The 23,433-nt window shown below is 69.6% G+C and carries 13 protein-coding genes and 1 pseudogene; 9 read left to right on the top strand and 5 right to left on the bottom strand.

Going from position 1 to position 23,433, the window contains the following annotated elements; all coding sequences use genetic code 11:
• Positions 1 to 121: 121 nt before the first annotated feature.
• The 7 genes from H5U26_RS11040 to treY all read left to right on the top strand — a co-directional run bounded on the left by H5U26_RS11040 (position 122) and on the right by treY (position 17,823).
• A complete protein-coding gene (locus tag H5U26_RS11040; protein WP_290619606.1) occupies positions 122 to 1,246 on the top strand; it encodes an acetate/propionate family kinase in 1,125 nt (374 codons plus the stop codon).
• Positions 1,247 to 1,503: 257 nt separating this feature from the next.
• A complete protein-coding gene (locus tag H5U26_RS11035) occupies positions 1,504 to 3,435 on the top strand; it encodes an alpha-1,4-glucan--maltose-1-phosphate maltosyltransferase (RefSeq protein ID WP_290619605.1) in 1,932 nt (643 codons plus the stop codon).
• A complete protein-coding gene (gene treS, locus H5U26_RS11030) occupies positions 3,425 to 6,760 on the top strand; it encodes a maltose alpha-D-glucosyltransferase (RefSeq protein WP_290619603.1) in 3,336 nt (1,111 codons plus the stop codon). Before H5U26_RS11035 ends, treS begins: the two co-directional genes overlap by 11 nt.
• Entirely contained in the window at positions 6,757 to 8,940 is a 2,184-nt protein-coding gene (gene glgB / locus H5U26_RS11025; RefSeq protein WP_290619601.1) for a 1,4-alpha-glucan branching protein GlgB, read from the top strand. The genes treS and glgB overlap by 4 nt, the downstream gene beginning before the upstream one ends.
• Positions 8,940 to 11,126 carry a glycogen debranching protein GlgX gene (gene glgX / locus H5U26_RS11020; RefSeq protein ID WP_290619599.1) on the top strand — a complete coding sequence of 729 codons (2,187 nt, stop codon included), beginning with the start codon at positions 8,940 to 8,942 and terminating at the stop codon, positions 11,124 to 11,126. The genes glgB and glgX overlap by 1 nt, the downstream gene beginning before the upstream one ends.
• Positions 11,123 to 12,931 carry a malto-oligosyltrehalose trehalohydrolase gene (gene treZ / locus H5U26_RS11015; RefSeq protein WP_290619597.1) on the top strand — a complete coding sequence of 603 codons (1,809 nt, stop codon included), beginning with the start codon at positions 11,123 to 11,125 and terminating at the stop codon, positions 12,929 to 12,931. The genes glgX and treZ overlap by 4 nt, the downstream gene beginning before the upstream one ends.
• Positions 12,928 to 17,823: a malto-oligosyltrehalose synthase gene (treY, locus tag H5U26_RS11010; protein ID WP_290619595.1), complete on the top strand. Its 4,896-nt coding sequence runs from the start codon at positions 12,928 to 12,930 to the stop codon at positions 17,821 to 17,823. Before treZ ends, treY begins: the two co-directional genes overlap by 4 nt.
• A 157-nt stretch (positions 17,824 to 17,980) precedes the next feature.
• On the opposite strand, the gene H5U26_RS11005 is transcribed toward treY, so the two are convergent.
• From H5U26_RS11005 to H5U26_RS10990, 4 genes are all read right to left on the bottom strand, one after another.
• Positions 17,981 to 18,403, bottom strand: coding sequence for a c-type cytochrome (locus tag H5U26_RS11005; protein WP_290619593.1), 423 nt, complete (start codon positions 18,401 to 18,403; stop codon positions 17,981 to 17,983).
• Positions 18,404 to 18,475: 72 nt separating this feature from the next.
• Positions 18,476 to 18,916, bottom strand: coding sequence for a c-type cytochrome (locus H5U26_RS11000; protein ID WP_290619591.1), 441 nt, complete (start codon positions 18,914 to 18,916; stop codon positions 18,476 to 18,478).
• Between the two features lie 144 nt (positions 18,917 to 19,060).
• Positions 19,061 to 20,494: an FAD-binding oxidoreductase gene (locus tag H5U26_RS10995; protein ID WP_290619589.1), complete on the bottom strand. Its 1,434-nt coding sequence runs from the start codon at positions 20,492 to 20,494 to the stop codon at positions 19,061 to 19,063.
• Entirely contained in the window at positions 20,491 to 21,087 is a 597-nt protein-coding gene (locus H5U26_RS10990; RefSeq protein WP_290619587.1) for a hypothetical protein, read from the bottom strand. The genes H5U26_RS10995 and H5U26_RS10990 overlap by 4 nt, the downstream gene beginning before the upstream one ends.
• Before the next feature lie 86 nt (positions 21,088 to 21,173).
• On the opposite strand from H5U26_RS10990, the gene H5U26_RS10985 reads away from it, so the two are divergent.
• Positions 21,174 to 21,800, top strand: coding sequence for an MBL fold metallo-hydrolase (locus H5U26_RS10985; protein WP_290619585.1), 627 nt, complete (start codon positions 21,174 to 21,176; stop codon positions 21,798 to 21,800).
• A gap of 67 nt (positions 21,801 to 21,867) precedes the next feature.
• Positions 21,868 to 23,022: pseudogene (locus H5U26_RS10980) on the top strand (DEAD/DEAH box helicase family protein); the annotation flags it as partial.
• Between the two features lie 33 nt (positions 23,023 to 23,055).
• On the opposite strand, the gene H5U26_RS10975 reads toward H5U26_RS10980, so the two are convergent.
• On the bottom strand, positions 23,056 to 23,433 hold a 378-nt coding region (locus H5U26_RS10975; protein WP_290619583.1), incomplete at its 5' end, for an IS30 family transposase.

Below are 23,433 nucleotides of genomic sequence, written 5' to 3'. Positions count from 1 at the left end.
ATGCGGACCTGTCGGCGCCGCTCGCATACCGCTCGCGCAGTCGCCAGCACGGGCGACAGCTTACGGTAGCCTTGTGCAGACCAAACGATAACGTGCCACTGGCGCATGAGGGCTGCAGCGCGTGGAAATCCTTACCGTCAACGTGGGCAGTTCGTCGGTCAAGCTGGACCGCTTCGACGGCCGCACGAGCCCGCCCCGACACATCGCGGCGCTGCGCCCCGCGCCGGGCGACGAGGCGCTGGGCGGCGTGCCGATTCCGGAACTGATCGTGCATCGCGTGGTACACGGCGGTGCGCTGGCGCATCCGGTACGCATCGACGCCGCGGTCGAGGCGCAGATCGATGCCTGCGCGCCGCTGGCACCTCTGCACAATCCGCCCGCGCTGGCCATGATCCGCGCCTGCCGCCAGCGCTTTGGCGATGGCATCGCGCAGGTGGCGGTGTTCGACACGGCATTCTTCGCAGACCTGCCACCGGCGGCGCGCGACTATGCCTTGCCGCGCGAGCTGATCGAGAAGCACGCCATCCGCCGCTACGGCTTTCACGGACTCGCCCACCAGGCGCTGTGGCGTGCCTGGCAGGAACACACAGGCCGCAGCGGGCGGATCGTGACCCTGCAATTGGGCGCCGGCTGCTCGGCGGCAGCCATCGCCGACGGCAGGCCGCTGGACACCTCGATGGGCTTCACGCCACTGGAAGGCCTGGTCATGGCCACCCGCAGCGGTGACGTGGATCCGGGCCTGCTGCTGCACCTGCTGCGCACCGGCAGCATGGACGCGACGCAGCTGGAGCGGATGCTCACCGAGCAAAGCGGCCTGCTCGGCCTGGCCGGCAGTGCCGACATGCGCAGCCTGCTGGCCGACCCCTCCCCCGCCGCGGCCCACGCAATCGACGTCTACTGCCACCGCGTGCGCAAGTACATCGGCGCCTACGCCGCCGTGCTGGGCGGGCTGGACGGGGTCGTGTTCGGCGGCGGCGTGGGCGAGCACGCGCCCGCGGTGCGCGCCGGCATCCTGACTGGCATGGAGTGGCTGGGCATCCGCCTCGACGCCGCTGCCAACGCGGCGGCAAGCGGCCCGCCCACGCGCATCAGCGCCGCCGGCTCAGCCTGCGCCGTATGGGAGTTTTCAGTGGACGAGGCAACTGAACTGGCCCGCATCGGCCAAGGCTTCCTGCCCGACGCGGGTGAAGCATCGCCCGTCGGCCCGGTCGGGACACTGGATGGCCGCCGGCGGAGTGATGCATAGGAAGGGGCCACCGTGTGGAACGCTTTTTGCTGGCCTTGGTCAGGGACCGAGGCGGTTCCCGAGCCCCGGTGCACCAGGCGTGCGCGCTGCGAAAGGCACGCTCGGGGCTGCCGGAACTTCCGTCTGATCCCTGCCTCTAACCAGCGACCCGCCGCGCCGCCCTGGATGACGACCTGTTGAAAGAGCGCAAGCCCACCCCTGCCCCACCGTCGCATGCCGCCACCCCGGCACACCCCGCACAGCAGGCAAGGTGGGTCGTGATCCGCGACGTGCAGCCTCGCATCGAGTGCGGCCGCTATCCGGTCAAGCGCGTGGCCGGCGACCGGTTGCGCGTGTCGGCGGAGATCTTCCGCGACGGGCACGACCTCATTGCCGGGGTGCTCAAGCTGCGCCCGGCCGACGCGCAGCAGTGGCAGGAAATCCCGCTCACCTCGGTCAACCCCGGCCTCGATCGCTGGGAAGCGGAGGTCGAGCTGGCTCGCAATACCACCTACCGCTACACCCTCGAGGCCTGGCCCGACGCCTATGGAAGCTGGCGTGCGGACACCCTCAAGAAACTCGAGGCAGGCCAGGATCTGGGGCTCGAAGCGCTGGAAGGTCGCGCCCTGCTCGAGACCATCGCCGCACGCGCGAAAGACGCAGACGCGGCGGCGCTGCGCACGGTGCTGGAGCGCCTGACGAGCGGCGATGACGCACTCGCGGTGCTGCTCGCCGACGACACCCTTGCCCTGGCGCGCCGCTGCCCGGACCGCAGCGAGGCCACCGTCTACGCACCCGAACTCGAGGTGGTGGTCGACCGCGAGCGGGCGCGCTTTGCCGCCTGGTACGAGATGTTCCCGCGCTCGCAGGGCACTGACCCCACGCGCAGCGCCACGTTTGCCGAATGCGCTGCGCGCCTGCCGGAAATCGCCCACATGGGCTTCGACGTGGTGTATCTGGTGCCCATCCACCCCATCGGGCGCATCCACCGCAAGGGGTCGAACAACTCGCTGAACCCCGGCCCGGACGATCCGGGCAGCCCCTATGCCATCGGCGCCGACGAAGGCGGGCACGACGCCGTGCACCCGGCCCTGGGCACGCTGGACGATTTCCGCGCCTTCGTCGCGCGCGCCGGTGAGCTGGGCATGGAAGTGGCGCTCGATTTCGCCATCCAGTGCGCGCCGGACCACCCGTGGGTGCGCGAGCATCCCGAGTGGTTCAGCTTCCGGCCGGACGGCAGCATCCGCTACGCCGAGAACCCGCCCAAGAAATACCAGGACATCGTCAACCTGGATATGACCGGCCCGCACCGCGCGGCGATCTGGGACGCGCTGCGCGAGGTCATCGAGTTCTGGATCGCCCAGGGCGTCAAGACCTTCCGCGTGGACAACCCGCATACCAAGCCGGTGGCGTTCTGGGAGTGGCTGATCGGCACCATCCGCGCCCGCCACCCGGAGGTGGTGTTCCTCGCCGAGGCGTTCACCCGCCCGCCGATGCTCAAGACCCTGGCGCGCGTCGGCTTCACGCAGTCCTACACCTACTTCACCTGGCGCAACAGCAAGCAGGAACTCACCGAGTACCTCACCGAGCTCACGCAGACCGAGTGTCGCGAGTACCTGCGCCCGAACTTCTTCGCCAACACGCCGGACATCCTGCCGCCGATCCTGCAGCATGGCGGGCCGGGCGCGTTTCGCATCCGTGCGGTGCTGGCGGCCACGCTGTCGTCGGTTTACGGCATCTACAACGGCTTCGAGCTGTGCGAGGGGCGCGCCGTCCCCGGCACGGAGGAATATCAGGATTCCGAGAAATACCAATACAAGGTGTGGGATTGGGACCGGCCGGGCCACATCAAGGACTACCTGACGCGCCTGAATCGGGTGCGCCGCGCCAACCCGGCGCTGCACGACTGGTGGCACCTGCGCTTCCTGCCGGGCTACCACGACGGCGTGCTGTGCCACCTCAAGACCACCGCCCAGGGCGATCAACCCCTGGTGATCGCCGTGAGCCTGGACCCGCACCAGACCATCGACTGCGAGATCGAGCTGCCGCTCGACGCGCTGCGCGTGGACCCCGGCTACTACACGATGCAGGAGCTCATGACCGGCACGCGCCATCAGTGGAGTGGCCCGCGCCAGTGGGTGCACCTCACGCCCGAGCAACCGGCGTGGATCCTGCGGCCCGGCACCGGCGAGGGCCCGGATGGTGGATAACGCGCCGGGGAAGATTGGCGATCCCGAAGCCCCTGCCAACCTCGCCGCCACCGGCCCGCAGGCCGCGCTCGCGGCGCCGTGGTACCAGGACGCCATCGTCTACCAGACCCACGTCAAGGCGTTCTGCGACTCAACCGAAGACGGCATCGGTGATTTCGAGGGGCTGACGGCGAAACTCGATTACCTGGTGGATCTGGGCGTGACGGCGCTGTGGCTGCTGCCGTTCTACCCCTCGCCGCTACGCGACGACGGCTACGACATCGCCGACTACCGTGGCGTGCACCCGTCCTACGGCACGCTCAAGGACTTTCGCCGCTTCCTGCGCGAAGCACACCGACGCGGCCTGAAGGTGATCACCGAGCTGGTCATCAACCACACCTCCGACCAGCACCCGTGGTTCCAGCGCGCGCGCCGGGCGCCGCCGGGTTCGGCGTGGCGCAACTATTACGTGTGGTCCGACACCGACCAGCGCTACTCCGGCACGCGCATCATCTTCACCGACACCGAAGCCTCCAACTGGGCCTGGGACCCGGTCGCCAAGGCCTATTACTGGCACAGGTTTTTCTCCCACCAGCCGGACCTGAACTTCGACAACCCACAGGTGATCCGCGAGATCAAGCGGATCATGAAGTTCTGGCTCGACCTGGGCGTGGACGGCATGCGCCTGGACGCCATCCCCTACCTGTGCGAACGCGACGGCACCAACAACGAGAACCTGCCCGAAACCCATGCGGTGATCCGCGACCTGCGCGCCTGGCTGGATGCGCACTTCGCGGACCGCATGTTCCTGGGCGAGGCCAACCAATGGCCCGAGGACGTGCTGCCGTACTTTGGTGACGGTGACGAATGCCACATGGCGTTTCACTTCCCGCTCATGCCGCGCATCTACATGGCACTCGCCCAGGAAGACCGCTTTCCGGTGGTGGACATCATGCGCCAGACGCCGGACATCCCGGCCGGCTGCCAGTGGGCGATCTTTTTGCGCAACCACGACGAACTCACGCTCGAGATGGTCTCCGACCGCGAGCGCGACTACCTGTGGAATTTCTACGCCGCCGACCGGCGCGCGCGCATCAACCTCGGCATCCGCCGCCGTCTGGCCCCGCTGCTCGACAACGACCGGCGCAAGATCGAGCTGCTCAACGCGCTGCTGATGTCCATGCCGGGCACGCCGATCCTGTACTACGGCGACGAGATCGGCATGGGCGACAACGTCTACCTGGGTGATCGCAACGGCGTGCGCACGCCCATGCAGTGGTCGCCGGATCGCAACGGCGGCTTCTCGCGTGCCGATCCGGCCTCGCTGTACCTGCCGCCGGTGATGGACCCGGTGTATGGCTTCGAGGCGGTGAACGTCGAGGCCCAGCAGCGCAGCCCGGCCTCGCTGCTGAACTGGATGAAGCGCCTGATCGGCGTGCGCAAGCTCCATCCGGCGCTGGCGCGCGGCGGGTTTCGGATGATCTTTCCGGGCAACCGCAAGGTGCTGGTGTATCTGCGCGAACTGGCCGACGAAACCATCCTGTGCGTGGCGAATCTGTCGCGCGCGCCCCAGCCGGTGGAACTGGACCTGGCCGAGTTCCGCGGCCGGGTGCCGGTGGAAATCATGGGCCGCAGCGTCTTCCCGCCGATCGGCGAGCTGCCCTACTTCATCACCGTGACCGGCTACGGGGTGTACTGGTTCGTGCTGGCGACGGAAACCGACGCGCCGCGCTGGCACACCTCGGCGCCCGAACCGCTGCCGGAACTGGCCACGCTGGTGCTGCCGGCCGGCTGGGCCTCGCTGGCGCAGGGGCGCGCCTTGGAAACCCTGGCCGGACAGGTACTGCCGGAATTCCTGCCCAAGCAGCGCTGGCTCGGGGGTGGCGGCGGCGGCGCGCTGCACGCCACGTTGCGCCTGCGCGCACCGCTACCGTATGACGGCGACGGCGCGGTGGTGGCGCTGTGGTCGGTCCGCGGACAAGGACTGCAACATGACTACGCGCTGCCGCTTGCGCTGGCCTGGGAGACGCCCGACGACGAACCGCTGGCGCGGCTGCGCGGGCATGTGCTGGCGCGCGTGCGCCGCGGTGCGCGGGTCGGCGTGCTGTACGACGCGATGCAGGATCCGGCCTTCGCCGTGGCGCTGACGCGTGCCATGCAGGCCGGACAGGCGTTCGCCGCCAACGACGGCGCCCATCTGAGGACGTGGGCCACCGCCGCGCTGGAAGAAGCCGATTTCGTGCCTGCGGCCGACGTGCATCCGATGAGCGTCGAGCAGAGCAATTCCTCGGTGCGTTTTGGCAACCGCATGGTGCTCAAGCTGATCCGCCGCGTCCGCGCCGGCATCCACCCGGAAGTGGAGATCGGCCACTTCCTGACCGAAGTCGCCCGGTTTCGCAACATCCCGGCCTTGCTGGGCGCTGCCGAGTTCGTGACCGCCGATGGTCAGGCCGCGACCATCGCCGTGCTGCAACGCTATGTGGACAACCAGGGCGACGGCTGGGCATTCACGCGCAATCGCCTGGGCAGGCTGCTCGAGGACGCCGAGCTCGATGCCGCGGTGCGCTCCGACCAGGTGGCCGAAACGCTGGACCCGGGCTACCTGCGCTGGGCCGGCGTGCTCGGCGAGCGCCTCGCCGCTCTGCATACCGCCTTCGCCCTGCCGGTGGACGACCCGGCCTTCGCGCCCGAGGCGGTAAGCGCGACCGACTTTCAGGCCTGGCGCGCGGCGCTTGCCACCCAGGCGGCGCTGGCCAAAGAAGCGCTTGCGCGCGCGGCGGCCGCCGGCACCGCCAACGGGCCGGCGGGCCTGGCCAGCGCCCTGCTCGCGCGCTGGAAAGAGGTGGACGCAATGGGTCGGCTCGGGCGGCTGACTGCGCACAAGACCCGCACCCACGGCGACCTGCACCTGGGCCAGGTGCTGGTGGCGTCCGACGACGTCTACTTCATGGACTTCGAAGGCGAGCCGGCGCGCGATCTGGCGGCCCGGCGCGCCAAGTACCCGCCGCTGCGCGACGTGGCCGGCATGCTGCGCTCGTTCGACTACGCCGCACGCCTGACGCTGGGCGAGGCGCTTGCCTCGCGACCGCAGGCGCAGGCCATGCTGACCGCGGCCGTCGAGGCTTGGACCCGCAGCGTGCAGCGGGTCTTTCTGGATGCCTACGACAGCGCCGCGCAGGACTGCCCCACCGTGCCCAGCGACGCCGCCACGCGGCGCGCACTGGTGCGGTTTTTCACGCTCGAGAAAGTGCTTTACGAGCTCGCTTACGAGGCGAACAACCGGCCACAGTGGCTGGAAGTCCCGGCGCAGGGCCTGCTCGCATTGCTCGATGGAGCCGACGCATGAACGCACCCGCCCGGGACCTGCAGGAGATCGTCACCGGCCGCTGCGCCGATCCATTTGCGCTGCTCGGCCCGCACGCGACGCCCGGCGGGGTCACGGTGCGGGTGTTTGCGCCGCAGGCGCAGGCGGTCACGCTCATCGAGGCCTCCGGCGCGGAAACCGCGCTGCGGGTCGAACAGCGCGGAGGCCTGTATGCGGCCACCCTGCCCGCTCGGACCCTGCCCCTGTGCTACCGCCTGCGCGTGACCGACGACACCGGTTCGCGCGAGTGCGAGGACCCGTACCGCTTCGGCCCGGTGCTGGGCGAGCTCGACAGCTACCTGCTGGCGCGCGGCGATCACCGACGCGTGTGGGAGGTTCTGGGCGCGCATCCGCGCAACATGGACGGCGTGGCCGGCGTGAGCTTTGCCGTGTGGGCGCCCAACGCGCGCCGCGTGAGTGTGGTCGGTCCGTTCAACGGCTGGGACGGGCGCGTGCACGTAATGCGGGCGCGCGCCGAGTGCGGCGTGTGGGAAATCTTCGTGCCCGGCCTTGGCGCCGGCACGCTGTACAAGTACGAACTGCTGGGGCCGGACTGGGCGCCCCTGCCGCTCAAGGCCGACCCGTTCGCGTTCGCCAGCGAGCACCCGCCGGCCACGTCATCCATCGTCGCGCAGGTGACCGCGCCGAAAGCCGTGGCGGACTGGGACACCCACCGCGCCGCGCGCCAGGCCCGCCAGGCGCCGATCAGCATCTACGAGGTGCACCTGGGCTCGTGGCGGCGCGCAGGGCCGACCGGGGACAGCCACCTCAGCTACCGGGATCTAGCGGGCCAACTGGTGGATTACGTGCGCGACCTGGGTTTCACGCACATCGAACTGCTGCCGATCACCGAACACCCCTTCGAAGGTTCCTGGGGCTATCAGCCCACCGGGCTTTACGCGCCCACCTCGCGCCACGGTACGCCGGACGACTTCGCCCATTTCGTGCAGCGCTGCCATGAGGTCGGCATCGGCGTGCTGATGGATTGGGTGCCCGGCCATTTTCCGAACGACGCGCACGGTCTGGCGCAGTTCGATGGCACGCACCTTTACGAACACCACGACCCGCGCCAGGGCTTTCACCCGGACTGGAACACGCTGATCTACAACTTCGGGCGCGCCGAGGTCGCCAACTTCCTGCTCGGCAGCGCGCTGTACTGGCTGGGGCAGTACCGCATTGACGGGCTGCGCGTGGATGCGGTGGCCTCGATGCTGTACCTCGACTACAGCCGCAAGGCCGGCGAATGGGTGCCCAACCGCCACGGCGGCAACGAGAACCTCGAGGCGGTGGATTTCCTGCGGCGCCTGAACGAAACCTGCTACGGCACCCACCCCGGCGCCATCACCGTGGCCGAGGAGTCCACGGCCTGGCCGGCGGTGTCGCGTCCTACCTATCTGGGCGGCCTGGGCTTCGGCTACAAGTGGAACATGGGCTGGATGCACGACACCCTCGATTACATGGCCAAGGATCCCATCCACCGGCGCTTTCACCATGACCGCCTCACCTTCGGCCTGCTGTACGCGTTCTCGGAGAACTTCATCCTGCCGCTCTCGCACGACGAGGTTGTGCACGGCAAGGGTTCGCTGCTCACGCGCATGCCCGGCGACCGCTGGCAGCAGTTCGCCAACCTGCGCGCGTATTACGGCTTCATGTGGACGCACCCGGGCAAGAAGCTGCTGTTCATGGGCGGCGAGTTCGCCCATGAACGCGAGTGGAGCCACCAGCGCAGCCTGGATTGGCACCTGCTCGACCAGCCCGAGCACGCCGGCATGCAGCGCCTGGTGCGCGACCTCAACACGGTGTACCGCGCCCTGCCCGCGCTGCACGAGAAAGACTGCGACCCGGCCGGCTTCGCCTGGCTGGATGCGAACGATCCCGACCAAAGCGTGCTCAGTTACCTGCGCCGGGGCAGCGAACCGCAGGCGCTCGCCGTAACCGTCTGCAACTTCACCCCGGTGGTGCGCGAACGCTACCGGGTGGGCGTGCCCCGGCCCGGGTGGTGGCGCGAACACATCAACACCGACGCCAGCTGCTATGCCGGCAGCGGGGTTGGCAACCAGGGCGGCGTGGCGAGTGAGCCGGTGCCCTGGCACGGGCACGCGCAGTCGGTGTGCCTGACCCTACCGCCCCTGGCGACCGTCATCCTGGCGCCGGAGGCCTGATGGCAAGACGATCCATCAGTTCGGGCTCGATCGCCGGCAGCATGCGGGTCTGGCCCGGCAACCCCTACCCGCTGGGCGCCACCTGGGACGGACGCGGCGTCAACTTCGCGCTGTTCTCGCTGCATGCCGAACGCGTGGAGCTGTGCCTGTTCGATGCCGGCGGGCGGCGGGAAACCGCCCGCGTGGTGCTACCGGAATACACCAACCAGACCTGGCACGGCTACCTCCCGGACGTGCGCCCGGCGCAGCGTTACGGGTATCGCGTGTATGGGCCCTATGCGCCGGAACAGGGCCATCGTTTCAATTCGCACAAGCTGCTCATCGACCCCTACGCGAAGCGCCTGAGCGGCCCGCTGGTCTGGCACGACGCCATCCACGGCTACCGGGTCGGCGACCCGGCGGGCGACCTGTCCTTCGACCGCCGCGACAGCGCCGCCTACGTGCCCAAGTCCGTGGTGGTGGACACCGCGCATACCTGGGGACGGGATGCCGCGCCGCAGCGTGCCTGGTCGGAATCGGTGATCTGCGAACTGCATGTGGCCGGGTACACCCGCCGCCACCCGGACGTGCCGGAACCCTTGCGCGGCACCTTCGGCGGCATGGTCCAGCCACAGGTGGTGCAGCATCTGCGCAACCTTGGCGTCACCGCGGTCGAAATCCTGCCGGTACACGCCTTTGCGGAAGAGCGCCGCCTGACCGACGCCGGCTTGGCCAATTACTGGGGCTACAACACGCTGGCGTTCTTCGCGCCAATGCAGCGCTATCTGGCCAGCGGGGAATTGGGCGAGTTCAAGACCTTTGTGCAGGTCATGCACGACGCCGGCATCGAGGTGCTGCTCGACGTCGTCTACAACCACACCGCCGAGGGCAACCAGCTCGGGCCGACACTGTCGTGGCGCGGCATCGACAATCTTTCGTACTACCGCCTGGTGCCCGGTGACTGGCGCCATTACATGGACTTCACCGGCTGTGGCAACGCGCTGAACCTGCACCAACCGCGAGTGATGCAGCTGGTGACCGACTCGCTGCGCTACTGGGTGCAGGAAATGCACGTCGACGGGTTCCGCTTCGATCTGGCCACCACGCTGGCGCGCGAATGGCAGGACTTCGACCCCCAGGCGGGGTTCCTCGAGGCGGTGCTGCAAGATCCGCTGCTGCAGCGCGTGAAGCTGATCGCCGAACCCTGGGACGTCGGTCCTGGGGGCTATCGGCTGGGCGGGTTTCCGCCCGGGTGGTCGGAATGGAACGATCAGTACCGCGACGTCGTGCGCCGCTTCTGGCGTGGCGATCCGGACCAGCTCGGTGCGCTGGCCTCGCGGATCACCGGTTCGGCGGACATCTTCGGCCACCACGGCCGCCGGCCCCAGGCGAGCGTGAACTTCATCACCGCGCACGACGGCTTCACGCTGCGCGACCTGGTGTCCTACAACGGCAAGCACAACGAGGCCAACGGCGAGGACGGGCGCGACGGCACCGACGCCAACTGGTCGTGGAACTGCGGCGCAGAAGGCCCGACCGACGATCCGGCCGTCAATGCTCTTCGCGCCCGCCAGCAGCGCAACCTGCTGGCCACGCTGCTGCTCTCGCAGGGCACACCGATGCTGCTCGGTGGTGACGAACTGGACCGCACCCAGCACGGCAACAACAACGCCTACTGCCAGGACAGCGAAATCTCCTGGCTGGACTGGGAACACGCCAACACCGCCTCTGCGCAGGATCTGGTCGCCTTCACGCGCCAGCTGATCGACCTGCGCCGCCGGCACATCGTGTTCCGCCGCGCACGCTTTTTCGAGGGTCGCGCCATTCCCGGCACCGACGTGAAGGACATCGTCTGGCTGAACACCGACGGAACCGAGAAGGATGCCGCCGACTGGGCCGGGCGCGATCCGCACCGCCTCGCCTTCGTGCTGTCCGGCGATGCCGGCCATCACCATCTCACCGCGGCCGGCGAGCCGGAACCCGACGAGACCTTCCTGGTGCTGATGAATGCGGCCGGCGAGCCGGCCGGCTTCTGTCTGCCGCCCCACGCCGCGGTGCAGGCCTGGCGCCCGGTACTGGATACCGCGCAGGCGGACCCGTTTGGCGGCGGACCGGCGCTGGCCGCCGGGTCCATCTATACGCTCGAAGCGCACGCCCTCGCGGTGCTGGTCGAAACCCCGCCGCCAGGAGGTCCGGCGCCGGCATGACCAGGACGCACGTGCACCACATGCCCTTCGGGGCGCAGGTCGAGCCGGACGGCGTCGCGTTCCGGCTGTGGGCGCCCTCGGCGCGCGAGGTGAGCCTGCACGTTGAAGGGCTGCGCGCCCACCCCATGGCGCGCGACGAGAACGGCTACTGGCACGACCATGTGCCCGGCGTGACGGCCGGCGCCCGCTACCGCTTCGAGGTGGATGGGCTGACCGTGCCGGACCCGGCCTCGCGCTTTCAGCCGGACGGCGTGCACGGCCCCAGTGCGGTGGTGGACCCCGCCGGCCATCCCTGGCAGGACGGCGCCTGGCGCGGCCGGCCCTGGCACGAGGCAGTGGTTTACGAACTGCACGTCGGCACCTACACCGCGGACGGCACCTTTCGGGCCCTGATCGCGCACCTGCCCGAGCTCGCCGCGCTGGGCGTGACGGCCATCGAGCTGATGCCGGTGGCGGATTTTCCCGGCGCGCGCGGCTGGGGCTACGACGGCGTGCTGCCGTTTGCGCCCCATTCCCGCTACGGCAGTCCGGACGACATCAAGGCCCTGATCGACGCCGCCCACGGCCACCGCCTGATGGTGTTTCTGGACGTGGTCTACAACCACTTCGGCCCGGAGGGGAACTACCTGCACGCCTACGCCCCGGAGTTCTTCAACCCCGCCCATCACACGCCGTGGGGCGCGGCCATCAACTTCGACGGGCCGCACAACGCCGCGGTGCGCGAGTTCTTCATCCACAACGCACTGTATTGGCTAACCGAGTACCACTTCGACGGCCTGCGCCTGGATGCCGTGCATGCCGTCCGCGACGACTCGGCGGTGCATGTGCTGGATGAACTCGCCCAGCGCGCCCGTGCGCAATGTGCCGGGCGGCACGTGCACCTGGTGCTGGAAAACGACGCCAACCAGGCGCGCTTTCTGGGCGCCGCCCCCGGCGGCTACGACGCGCAGTGGAGCGACGACTGGCACCACGGCGCGCATGTGCTGCTCACCGGCGAGATGCACGGCTATTACGCCGACTACGCCGACTGGCCGCTGGCGCATCTGGGACGCTGCCTGGCGCAGGGCTTTGCCTGGCAGGGCGAACAATCGCCGTTTCGCAACGCGCCGCGCGGGGAACCCAGCGCGCACCTGCCGCCGACTCGCTTCGTCGCCTTTTTGCAGAACCACGACCAGATCGGCAACCGGGCGCTGGGCGAACGCCTCACCACCCTGGCCGAGCCGCGCGCGCTGCGCGCACTGGCGACGATGCTCGTGCTGGCCCCGCACATCCCCATGCTGTTCATGGGCGAGGAATGGGGCGCGCGCGAGCCGTTCCTGTTTTTCTGCGACCTTGGGCCGCAGCTGCGCGATGCGGTGCGCGACGGGCGGCGACGCGAGTTCGCCGCTTTTCCGGCCTTTGCGGACCCGGCGGCGCGCGCACGCATTCCGGACCCCACCGCCGCGTCAACCTTCGCCGCCTCACGCCTGGATCACGGCGCGCGCGCAGCGCCGGAAGGCCGCGACTGGCTGGCGTTTTACGCCGGCCTGCTCGCGCTGCGGGCCCGCGTGATCACCCCCCTGCTGGCTAGTGCCGACGGTGGCGCCGGCGATTTCGAACTGCCCGAGCCGGCCGTGCTGCGGGTGCGCTGGAAGCTCGCGCACGGCCGCGTGCTGACGGCGCTGCTGGCCACCCCCGGCTCCACGGCCGTCCTGCCCCGCCCGCCGGGCACGCTGCTGCGCTGCACCGGGGCGCTGTGCGAACAAGCCGGAACCGTGCAACCCGAACCGTGGAGCGCAGCCTTCTGGCTGACGGACGGCACTTGAACCCGGCCCTGGCGCAGCTGGCGCGCGCGGCCGGTATCGAAGCCGGTTACACCAACCCGTGGGGCCGGCATGTGGACGTGCCCGAATCGACCGTGCGCGCCCTGCTCGGCGCGCTCGAGCTGCCCGCTGCCGATGACGCCAGCGCCGCGCGCACGCTGGCGAACCTACAAAACAACCCACCCCTGCTGCCGGCCGTGAGCGTGGCGCGTGCCGGCGCGCCGCTGCGCGTGGTGCTGGGCGGCGTGCTCGGCGGGCGCGGCCAATGGCGGCTGCAACTCGAGGACGGCAGCGTACGCGAGGGCGGTTTTGCCAGCGCGGAGCTACCGCGCAGTGCGCAGGGCGCCGTGCTGATAGTGGGCGTGCTGCCGGACGGCTATCACCGCATCGAGGTGCGTTCCGGCCGGCGCCACGCCAGCGCAGCCGTGATCGTCGCGCCCGCCCGCTGCTACCTGCCGCCGGCACTGGCGCTCGGCGAGCGCACCTGGGGCTTCACCGCGCAGCTGTACGGCCTGCGCGGGGCCGCCGACACCGGCATGGGCGATTTCACGGCGCTGGCCGAACTCACGCAGGCCAGCGCGCGGCTGGGCGCCGGCATCGTCGGCATCAATCCCCTGCACGCGCTGTTTCCCGACCGGCCGGGGCAGGCAAGCCCGTACGCGCCGTCCAGCCGCACCTACCTGAACGTGCTGTACGTGGACCCGCGCGCGGTGCCGGAATACGCCGCCAGCGCACCGGCCCGGCAGGTATTCGACGCCGCGCAGGCGGACGGCACGCTCGAACGCCTGTGCGCCGCCGCGCACGTGGATTACGGCGGCGTGGCGCGGCTGCGCCTGGCTGCCTTCGAACACCTGTACGACGCGTTCGAAGCCACCGAGCTGGCAGCGAGCAGTGTGCGTGCTGCCGCCTTCCGGGCCTTCGCGGACCAGGGCGGCGCGGCGCTGCGGAGCTTCGCCACCTTCGAGGCGCTGCGCGAACTCCACGCCGCCGCCGGCACACCCGACTGGCGTGACTGGCCGAGCGAACACCGCGATGCAGGCAGTCCGGCGGTGGCGGCCTTCGCCGCGCGCCACGCCCGGCGCGTGTCCTTTCACCAATACCTGCAGTGGCTGGCCGACTGCCAACTCGCCGATGCCGCGCAGTGCGCACGCGCCGCCGCCATGCCGGTCGGCCTGTACCGGGATCTGGCCGTGGGCGTGGACCGTGCCGGTGCCCAGGCCTGGGCCGCGCCGCAGCTGTACGCGCACGGCTTTGGCACCGGCGCGCCGCCGGACGCCTGGAACCTCAACGGTCAGTGCTGGGGCTTTCCGCCGCCGCTGCCGGGCCGCTCGCGCGCGCTCGGCCACCAGCCCTTCGCCGCGGAACTGCGCGCCAACATGCGCCACGCCGGCGCGCTGCGCATCGACCACGTGCTCGGCCTGGCGCGGCTGTTCTGGGTGCCGGACGGCGCGCCGGCCACGCACGGCGGCTACGTGCGCTACCCACTCGATGAACTGCTGGCGGTGCTGGCCCTGGAAAGCCACCGCGCGCACTGCATGGTGGTCGGCGAGGACCTGGGCACGGTGCCGGATGGCCTGCGCGAGACGCTGGCCCGCGAGGCAGTACTGTCCACGCGTCTGTTCTATTTCGAGCGCGGTGCCACGGGCGATTTCGCCGCGCCGGGGGACTATCCTGCGCTGTCCGCGGTCGGCATTTCCACGCACGACTTGCCGCCGCTGGCCGGCTGGCTGAGCGGGCACGATCAGTACCTCAAGCGCACGTTGGGTCTTTACCCCACGCCGCAGCTTGAGGCGCAAGACGAGGCCGACCGGGAGGCCGACCTCGAGCGCATCAGCGCGCTCGCCGACATGCCGATGCATGCTCCGAGCCCGGAAATTGCGCGGTCGGTCTATTCGCACCTTGCCGCCACGCCAGCGCTGCTCACGCTGGTGCAGCCCGAAGACATACTGGGCGTGCAAGAGCCCGTCAACGTGCCGGGCACCAGCACCGGGTGCTCCAACTGGACACTGCGCCTGCCGGCGTCCATCGCGCAGATCGCGCAGGCCGCCGAGCCCGTCGCCCAGGCGATTGCCGCGCAGCGCCCGCCGCCTGCCGCGTCGACGGTCCCCGCGGTGCCGCGCGCCACCTATCGCCTGCAACTGCACGCCGGCTTCGGTTTCTACGACGCCGCGCGCGCGGTGCCCTACCTCGCCGCGCTGGGCATCAGCCACCTCTATACCTCGCCCATCACCCGCGCGCGGGCCGGCAGCACGCACGGCTACGACGTCGCCGACTTCGGCTCACTCAATCCCGAACTGGGCGGCGACGCCGGCTTTGCCGCGCTTGTGGCCGCAGCACGCCGCCACGGCCTTGGCATCATCGCCGACCACGTCCCCAACCACATGGGCGTGGGCCAGGCCGACAACCCGTGGTGGCTGGACGTGCTCGAGTGGGGCCGCGCCTCACCCCACGCGCCGGCCTTCGACATCGACTGGGATCCGGCCAAGCCGGAACTGCACGGGCGCGTGCTGCTGCCGTTTCTGGGCGACCACTACGGCGCGGTGCTGGAATCCGGCGCGCTGGAACTGCGCCTGGACCCGCACGAAGGCAGCATCAGCCTGTGGTATGGGCCGCACCGCTTTCCGCTGCACCCGGCCAGTTACCGGCCGCTGCTGCAGCGAGCCGCCGCGCTGGCGCGCCGGGCGCGCGACGACGAGCTGACCCGCCAATTCCACGCGCTGGCCGGCAGCGCGCGCACTGTCGCGGGTACCGACCCGCAGCGCAGCCGCGCGGCAGGCACTGCACTGAAAGCCACGCTCACCGAAATGTGCTCGACAGGCGCTGGCGCAGCCGCGCTTCTGGAGCAGGCCCTCGGTGCCTACGCCAGTCCGGACGACGTCGGACGCGCGCGCCTGCATCGGCTCATCGAACACCAGCACTACCGCCCCGCGTTCTGGCAGGTGGCGGCGGACGAGATCAACTACCGGCGTTTCTTTCAGATCAACGAACTCGCCGGCATCCGCCAGGAGCACCCGCCGGTGTTCGAGGCGACCCACGCCCGGATGCTGGAACTGCTGCGCAGCGGCGCCATCCAGGGCCTGCGCATCGACCATGTGGACGGCCTGTACGACCCGGCCGGCTATCTGGAACAGCTCACCCGCGCGGCCGGGCCCGGCACCCACGGGCGGCCGTGGCTGTGGGTGGAGAAAATCCTCGCCGCGCACGAGGCACTGCCGCCTACCTGGCCGGTGGCCGGCACCACCGGCTACGAACTGATCGCGCAGCTCACCGGCGTGCAGGTGGACAGCGCGGGCCTGGCCGCCATCACGCGGCTGTATCGGCGCTACACCGCGGACCCGCGCGCCTTCGCCGACATCGCCCGCGCCTGCCGGCGCGAGGTGATGGAGGAGGAACTGGGCGGCGAACTGGCCGTGCTGGCCACGCTGGCCGACCGGCTCGCCGAGCAGAATCCGGCCAGCCGCGATTACACGCGCGCCGCGATGCTGCGCGCGCTGACCGAAATCGTGGCCGGCTTTCCGGTGTATCGCACCTACGTCACCGCGGCCGGCGCGACCGACACGGATCGTCAGCACCTCGACTGGTCGGTGGGACTCGCGCGGCGCAACCGGCGCCTGGCCGAAACGGGCATCTTCGCGTTCCTTCGCGCGGCCCTCGCCGCCGAACTGCCGCACGAGGGCGCGCGCCGCTGGCCGCGCGAACTCACGGTGCAACTGGCGATGAAGTTCCAGCAATACACCGCGCCGGTAGCCGCCAAGGCCATCGAAGACACCGCCTTTTACCGCTACGTGCCGCTGCTGGCGATGAACGAGGTCGGTGCCGAGCCGACGCAGGGCGCGCTGGCGCCCGATGCCTTTCACCGCGCGGTCGCGGCGCGCGGCCATAGCCACCCGCACGCACTCAGCCCCGTCACCACGCACGACACCAAGCGCAGCGCGGACGTGCGCGCGCGCCTGGCGGTGCTCAGCGAGGACCCACGCGGCTGGGCGCGCTGCCTGTCGCGCCTGACGCGCATGGCCGGTCCGGCACGCCGCGCCGCCGGCCCGCAGATCACCCGACACGACGAGTGGTACCTGTACCAGACCGTGGTCGGCACCTGGCCTGGCGCTCCCGACGGCATGGACTGGGAAGCCTACCTGGCGCGGCTGCTGGCGCACGTGGTCAAGGCCGGGCGCGAGTCGGGCGAGCGCACCAGCTGGGCCAGCCCCGATGTTGCCTATGAAGGGGCGCTCGAGCGCTACATCCGGCGCGCGCTGGACCCGCACCTCAGCCGCCCGCTGCTGGACACGCTGGCGCGTTTCATCGCCACCATTGCGCCTGCCGCCACGGTCAACGCCCTGGCCCACAGCCTGCTCGCGCTGACCGTGCCGGGCATTCCGGACCTCTACCAAGGCAGCGAGGGCGAGCACCTGACGCTGGTGGACCCGGACAACCGCCGCCCGGTGGATTACGCCGCGCTCACCACCGCCCTGGCGGCGCCGGTGGCCACCCTCGCCGCGCTGCTCGACAACCCCGGCCAGGCCAAGCTGCAGCTTGTGCGGCGCGCGCTCGGCCTGCGCGCGCGCCGGGCGGAAAGCCTTGCCGGCGGCGCATACCGTGCGCTCGCCATGCACGGCACGCACGCGGCGCGCGTGCTGGCCTTCCAGCGCGGCGACGATGTAGTCGTGATCGTGCCCCGGCTGATCCTGGAGCTGACCGCCACGGGCACGCGCTGGCCGGTCGGCGCTGCGTGGGCGGAGACCTGGGTGGACATGCCGGCCGGGCGCAGCTGGCACGAGGTATTCACCGGCCGAACGGTGGCCGGCGGCGCGCTGTCACTTGAGGAACTGCTCGCCGGGTTCCCGCTGGCTCTGCTCGAATGCACCGACCAATGCACCGACCCGGGAGTTCCCGCATGACGCTGCTGGCCGGGGAGAACACCGAAGTCACCCGGCGACTCCATCGACATCACTAACCGCCCCGGCGCGGATTCCCGGCGGTGCGGCGGGGCAACCCACGGCCAGGCGCTGAGCGCGTCTGCGACTTGTGGCCGCCCGCACGCGGCGGCCTGGTGCCCTATTTTTCCTGGATGCTGACCAGGTAATCGACGATGCTGAGAATTTTTCCCCGTACCTGCATGTCGGTCTCGCTTTCCCGGCCAAAGCGTTCGCCCCACACGGGCATCTCCGCCGGACCGTGGATGCCGAGCGCCTGACCGCGACCGTCGATGATGGCGCGCACGCGGGCATACGGAAAACTACCGTTGTTGTTCTTGGCAAGCTGCGTCAGATCCGTCGGCCGCTTTTTCAGCTCGCTTGCTACCGGCCCGTCACCACGCCCGGAAGGGCCGTGACAGGATGCGCAGTAGGCAAAAAAATCCTCCCGCTGCATTTCACTGATCTGGCTGGCAGCCAGCGTGGCACCACTGGCCAGCACCAGCGGCAACGCAGCCGAGAGCACAAAACGGACGCGCTTGCGGTTTGTCTTGATGTCCGACACGACACTCCCTCCCTTGGGTTCAAAAAACGCCATTCCATCGGCTGCCGCGCCAAGCCGGCGCTGCGACGCCGATTACTGCTTCTGCATGCGCCGCAGGTATTCGGTCAGCCCTTCGATACGGTCATGGGCCTGACGCTGGCCGACGCCTTCGGCCGACACATAAAACTCCTTGCCCCACACCGGCATGGCGCGCGGGCCGTGCGCCTTCACATCGGCGCGGCCGTCGATGATCTCGCGCACCTTGTCGGCGGGATACTTGCCGTCGTTGTTCATGCTCAGCAGGGTCAGATCGGCAGGCATGGCCTTCATCGCCTGCGCCACCGGGCCATCGCCCCGCCCCTCGGCTCCGTGACAGGACGCGCAATATTTCTGGTAGTCGCGTCTGGCCTGCTGCTGGGTGCCATCGGTCGCCGCCAGGACCGGCGCACTGGCGGCGGACAGTATGGCGATCATGCCCGTGGCAGCCATGGCAGCGGCGCGAAACGGGCTCACAAATCTGCGTGCGGTTTGCATCGGCGGAACTCCTCTTGTTGTGCGTCCACTGGACGGTGTTTTGGTAAACGGGCCACAGCCTAACGTGGCCGCGCCGGGATGGGCCGTGATCTTGATCAAGCAGCCGCCTGTCAGCCGCGCGCAGGCCAGCAGGCGCCGGCGGCGTCACTCCTGCGTCGGCGGCAGCAGCTTGCCCGGATTCAGACGGCCCTGTGGGTCCAGAGCCGCCTTGACGCGACGCATCAGATCGATGGCCACGGCCGATTCATGCTGCGCCAGCGCATCCCGCTTGAGCAGGCCGATGCCGTGCTCGGCCGAGATGGAACCGCGATGCCGGGCAACCACGGCATTGACCAGGCCGCTCAGGGTGTCCCACTGCGCAAGGAACTGTCCGGCCGGCATGTCCACCGGCTGCGACAGGTTGAAATGCAGGTTGCCGTCGCCGATGTGGCCGAAGGCGCACACGCGCAGCCCCGGACAGGCGGCCTGCACCGCCGCACTGGCCTCGGCAACGAAGGCCGGCACCGCCGACACCGGCACCGCCACGTCGTTCTTGATGCTGGCGCCCTCGTGGCGCTGCACCTCGGCCACGCCCTCGCGCAGGCGCCAGAAGTCCGCCGCCTGGCGCGCACTGGCAGCCACGGCGGCGTCGCTGATCTCGCCGCTGCCGAGGCACTGTTCGAGCACGCTTTCGAGCGCCGTCGCCAATCCGGCACTAGCGCTGGAGCTGGTCAGTTCCACCAGCAGATACCAGGGCGCCGGGGCACCCAGCGGATCGCGCGCGCCCGGCAGGTGGCGCAGCACGAACTCGAGCGCCGTGCGCGACAGCAGCTCACAGCCCGTCACGGCGTCGCCGCTGGCGTCCCGCAGCCGGCCGAAAACCGCCACGCAGGCCTCCACCGACGGGCAGGCCAGCCAGGCGGTGACCGTCTCGCGCGGCAGCGGAAACAGCTTGACCACCGCCGCGGTGATGATGCCCAGCGTGCCCTCGGCGCCGATGAACAGCTGCTTCAGGTCGTAGCCGGTGTTGTCCTTGCGCAGCGCCGTGAGGCCGTCCCACACCTGCCCGTCGGCCAGCACCACCTCCAGGCCCAGCGTCAGCTCGCGCGCGTTGCCGTAGCGCAGCACGTTGGTGCCGCCGGCGTTGGTGCTCAGCGCCCCGCCCAGGCGGGCGCTGGCGTCGGCGCCGAAGCTGAGCGGAAAGAGTCGATTTTCGTCAGCCGCCGCCTCCCGCACCCGTTGCACGATGCAGCCGGCCTCCGCCGTGAGGGTGAAATTGGCCGCATCGATAGCCCTGATCCGGTCCAGACGCTCCAGGCTGACGACCACCTGCCGCGCCGCGTCCTGCGCCACAGCGCCACCGCACAGGCCGGTATTGCCGCCCTGCGGCACCAGCGCCAGATCGAACCGCGCGCAGGCCCGCACCAGTGCCGACACGGCCGCGGTGTCCTGCGGCAGCGCTACCGCCAGCGCCGCGCCGCGGTACAGGCCGCGCTGCTCGGCCAGGTACGGCGCCATGGCATCGGCATCGGTGCGCCAGTCGCAGCCCGGCGTGACCGCCAGGCGCGCCAGAAGACCTGCCCGATCAGCCCCGTTCACGGCACCCGGGCAGCGGCGGCGGTGTCCGTGATCCGGCACACGTCGATGTCCCCGCCGCAGTAGACGTTGAAGGCCATGGCTGCGGCGCAGGCGCGCCGGGCCAGCGTCTCGGCATCCAGGTCGCAGTCGTACAGGGCATGCAGCGCCCCCAGCGCAAACTCCGCCCCGGAGCCGACCGCGTAGTACTGCTCGAAGGCCGTCACGCTGGTGTCGGACGACACGAAAAAGATGCCGCCGCCGTTGACCAGCAGGAACGAGGCGTCGAGGTCACCGAACGGCGAGCGCTCCTCCTCGTGCTGGCACTGATCGTTGACCAGCGAATAGTGCTCGTGCAGCGCCTTCCAGAAGGTCTGGAAAAACCGGAACACGTCGCGCTCGGTGTCGAGCTTGGGCGCCCGCTTGCGGGCCAGGAAATCGTCCAGGATGTTCGCGTACAGCCCCCAGCCGCTGGTGGCCAGGTGATTGCCGCCCACGGTCAGGATTTTCTGCGTGCGGTGGTTGGCAATCGGCGCCCGGTTGTGGCCGAAATTGTTCTGCGTGTCGGCGGCGATCACGATTTCGCCACCCTTGCGCACGGCAACGGCTATGGTCATGGCAGTACATCTTGAGGACAGGTGCGGCAATGCTATCAGCCGCCCGCCCGACGCCGCTGTGGCCCATCAAACCGGAGGAAACCACCATGCAGCAGCTGTTCCCGGACCTGTGGCAAACCGCCGCGCAATACCCGTTCGGTCCCGCCGTGACCACCCACGCCTACCTGTGGCTGCGCGCGGACGGCAACGTGCTGTTCTACAACACCGGCCTGGCGGCGGAACTGGACGCCATCGAGCACCTGGGCGGCGTTGCCTGGCAGTACCTGAGCCACCGCGACGAAGTGGCGCCCAGCCTGGCCGACATCCGCCAGCGCTTTGGCGCCAGGCTGTGCTGTCATGCGCTGGAGGCACCCTTCGCCGGCCGAATCTCGCCGGTGGACGTCGCCTTCGATGCAGCGCACACACCACTGGCCGGCCTGGATGTGATCCCCACGCCCGGCCACACGCCCGGCAGCACTTGTTACCGCGTTCGCTCGGCGCACGGACCAACGTACCTGTTCACCGGCGACACGCTGTTTCCGGACGGCGCCGGCTGGGGCACCTACGTCGCCGCTGCGCAGCGCGACACCCTGCGGCAAAGCCTGGAGCTGCTGCGCGATCCGGCGCCGGACGTGGTGCTGTCGTCCGCGGCCCGTGATCCGGACGGCTACCGTCGCCTGACCGGACCCGACTGGCAGCGCGTGCTCGACGAGGCTATCGACAGCCTGCGGTAATAGACGGCGCGGCGCGAGACTCTTCGTTATGGGGTAAAAACCCACATCGCGCAGCGCCGGAATCGCAATGCCTGAAAAAGAAGCCACCGCCCGCATCAAGATCAACCGGCTGCTGGAAGCGGCCGGCTGACGGTTCTTCGCCGACGGCGCGCTGGCGGCCAACATTCGCCTGGAACCCGGCGTCGCGCTCAAATCCCACGACCTCGACGCGCTGGGCAACGACTTCGAGACCACCGGCAAGGGCTACGTCGATTTCCTGCTGCTGGATGCCAAGGGCTTTCCGCTGCTGGTGCTGGAGGCCAAGGCCGAGGACAAGAACCCGCTGGTCGGCAAGGAGCAGGCCCGCAAATACGCCCGCGCGCAGAACTGCCGCTTCGTCATCCTCTCCAACGGCAACCTGCATTACTTCTGGGATCTGGAGCGCGGCAACCCCTACGTCATCACCGCCTTTCCCACCCCGGAGTCGGTGGTCGGCTACCAGAAGGTCACGCCGAACCAGGCGCGGCTGACGGACGAAAAAGTCGGCGACGACTACATCGTCCTGACCCAGCGCCCAACTTACGCTCTTGATGCCGGCTGGAAGAACGCGGCCGAGCGCCCGGCCTACATCCAGGCCAACAAGCTGCGCTTCCTGCGGCCCTACCAGCTCCAGGCCATCCATGCCCTGCAACGGGCGGTCGGCGAGGGCAAGGACCGCTTCCTGTTCGAGATGGCCACCGGCACCGGCAAGACCCTCACCGCCGCCGCCATCATCAAGCTGTACCTGCGCTCCGGCAACGCCCGGCGGGTGCTGTTTCTGGTCGATCGCCTCGAACTCGAAGACCAGGCCAAAAAGGCCTTTGCGGGCCTGTTGTCCGCCGACTTCCAGACTGTCATCTATAAAGAAAACCGCGACGACTGGCGCCGCGCCGAGATCGTCGTCACCACCGTGCAGTCGCTGCTGTTCAACAACAAGTACCAGCGCCTGTTCTCGCCGACCGACTTCGATCTGGTGATCTCGGACGAGGCGCACCGCTCCATCGGCGGCAACGCCCGCGCCGTGTTCGATTACTTCGTCGGCGACAAGCTCGGCCTCACCGCCACCCCGCGCGACTACCTGCGCCGTTTCGACAGCGCCAAACCGGGCAGCCGCGATCCGCGCGAGGCCGAACGCCGCCTGCTGCTGGACACCTACCGCACCTTCGGCTGCGAATCCGGCCAGCCGACCTTCCGCTACTCGCTGCCCGCTACGGCTGGGCCAGGCTGATGCTTGGATTCAAGAATCAAGTGCAACACGATTTGAGAAATTGGCGATTTCTTCGGCCATGGCTTCGTCCGGTGTTCTCCAGTCCAAGGTTTTTCGAGGACGGCCGTTCAGCAGCCGGGCGATGTCGTTGAGCGCGGTCTGGCTGACCTCGGACAGGTCCGTGCCCTTGGGCAGGAATTGGCGCAGCAGGCCGTTGGTGTTTTCGTTGCTGCCGCGCTGCCAGGGCGCGTACGGGTCGGCAAACCAGATGTCGATCTTCAAGCGCTCGGCCAGCTCGGCGTGACGGGCCATCTCGCTGCCGCGATCGTAGGTCAGGCTTTGGCGCAAAAACGCCGGCAGCTTCTTCATTTGCCGCGTGAAGCCTTCCAGCGCGGCATCGGCGCCGCA

The sequence above is a fragment of the Immundisolibacter sp. genome, from assembly GCF_014359565.1.
GTDB lineage: Bacteria > Pseudomonadota > Gammaproteobacteria > Immundisolibacterales > Immundisolibacteraceae > Immundisolibacter.
This window is presented reverse-complemented; position numbering and strand designations above follow the sequence as displayed.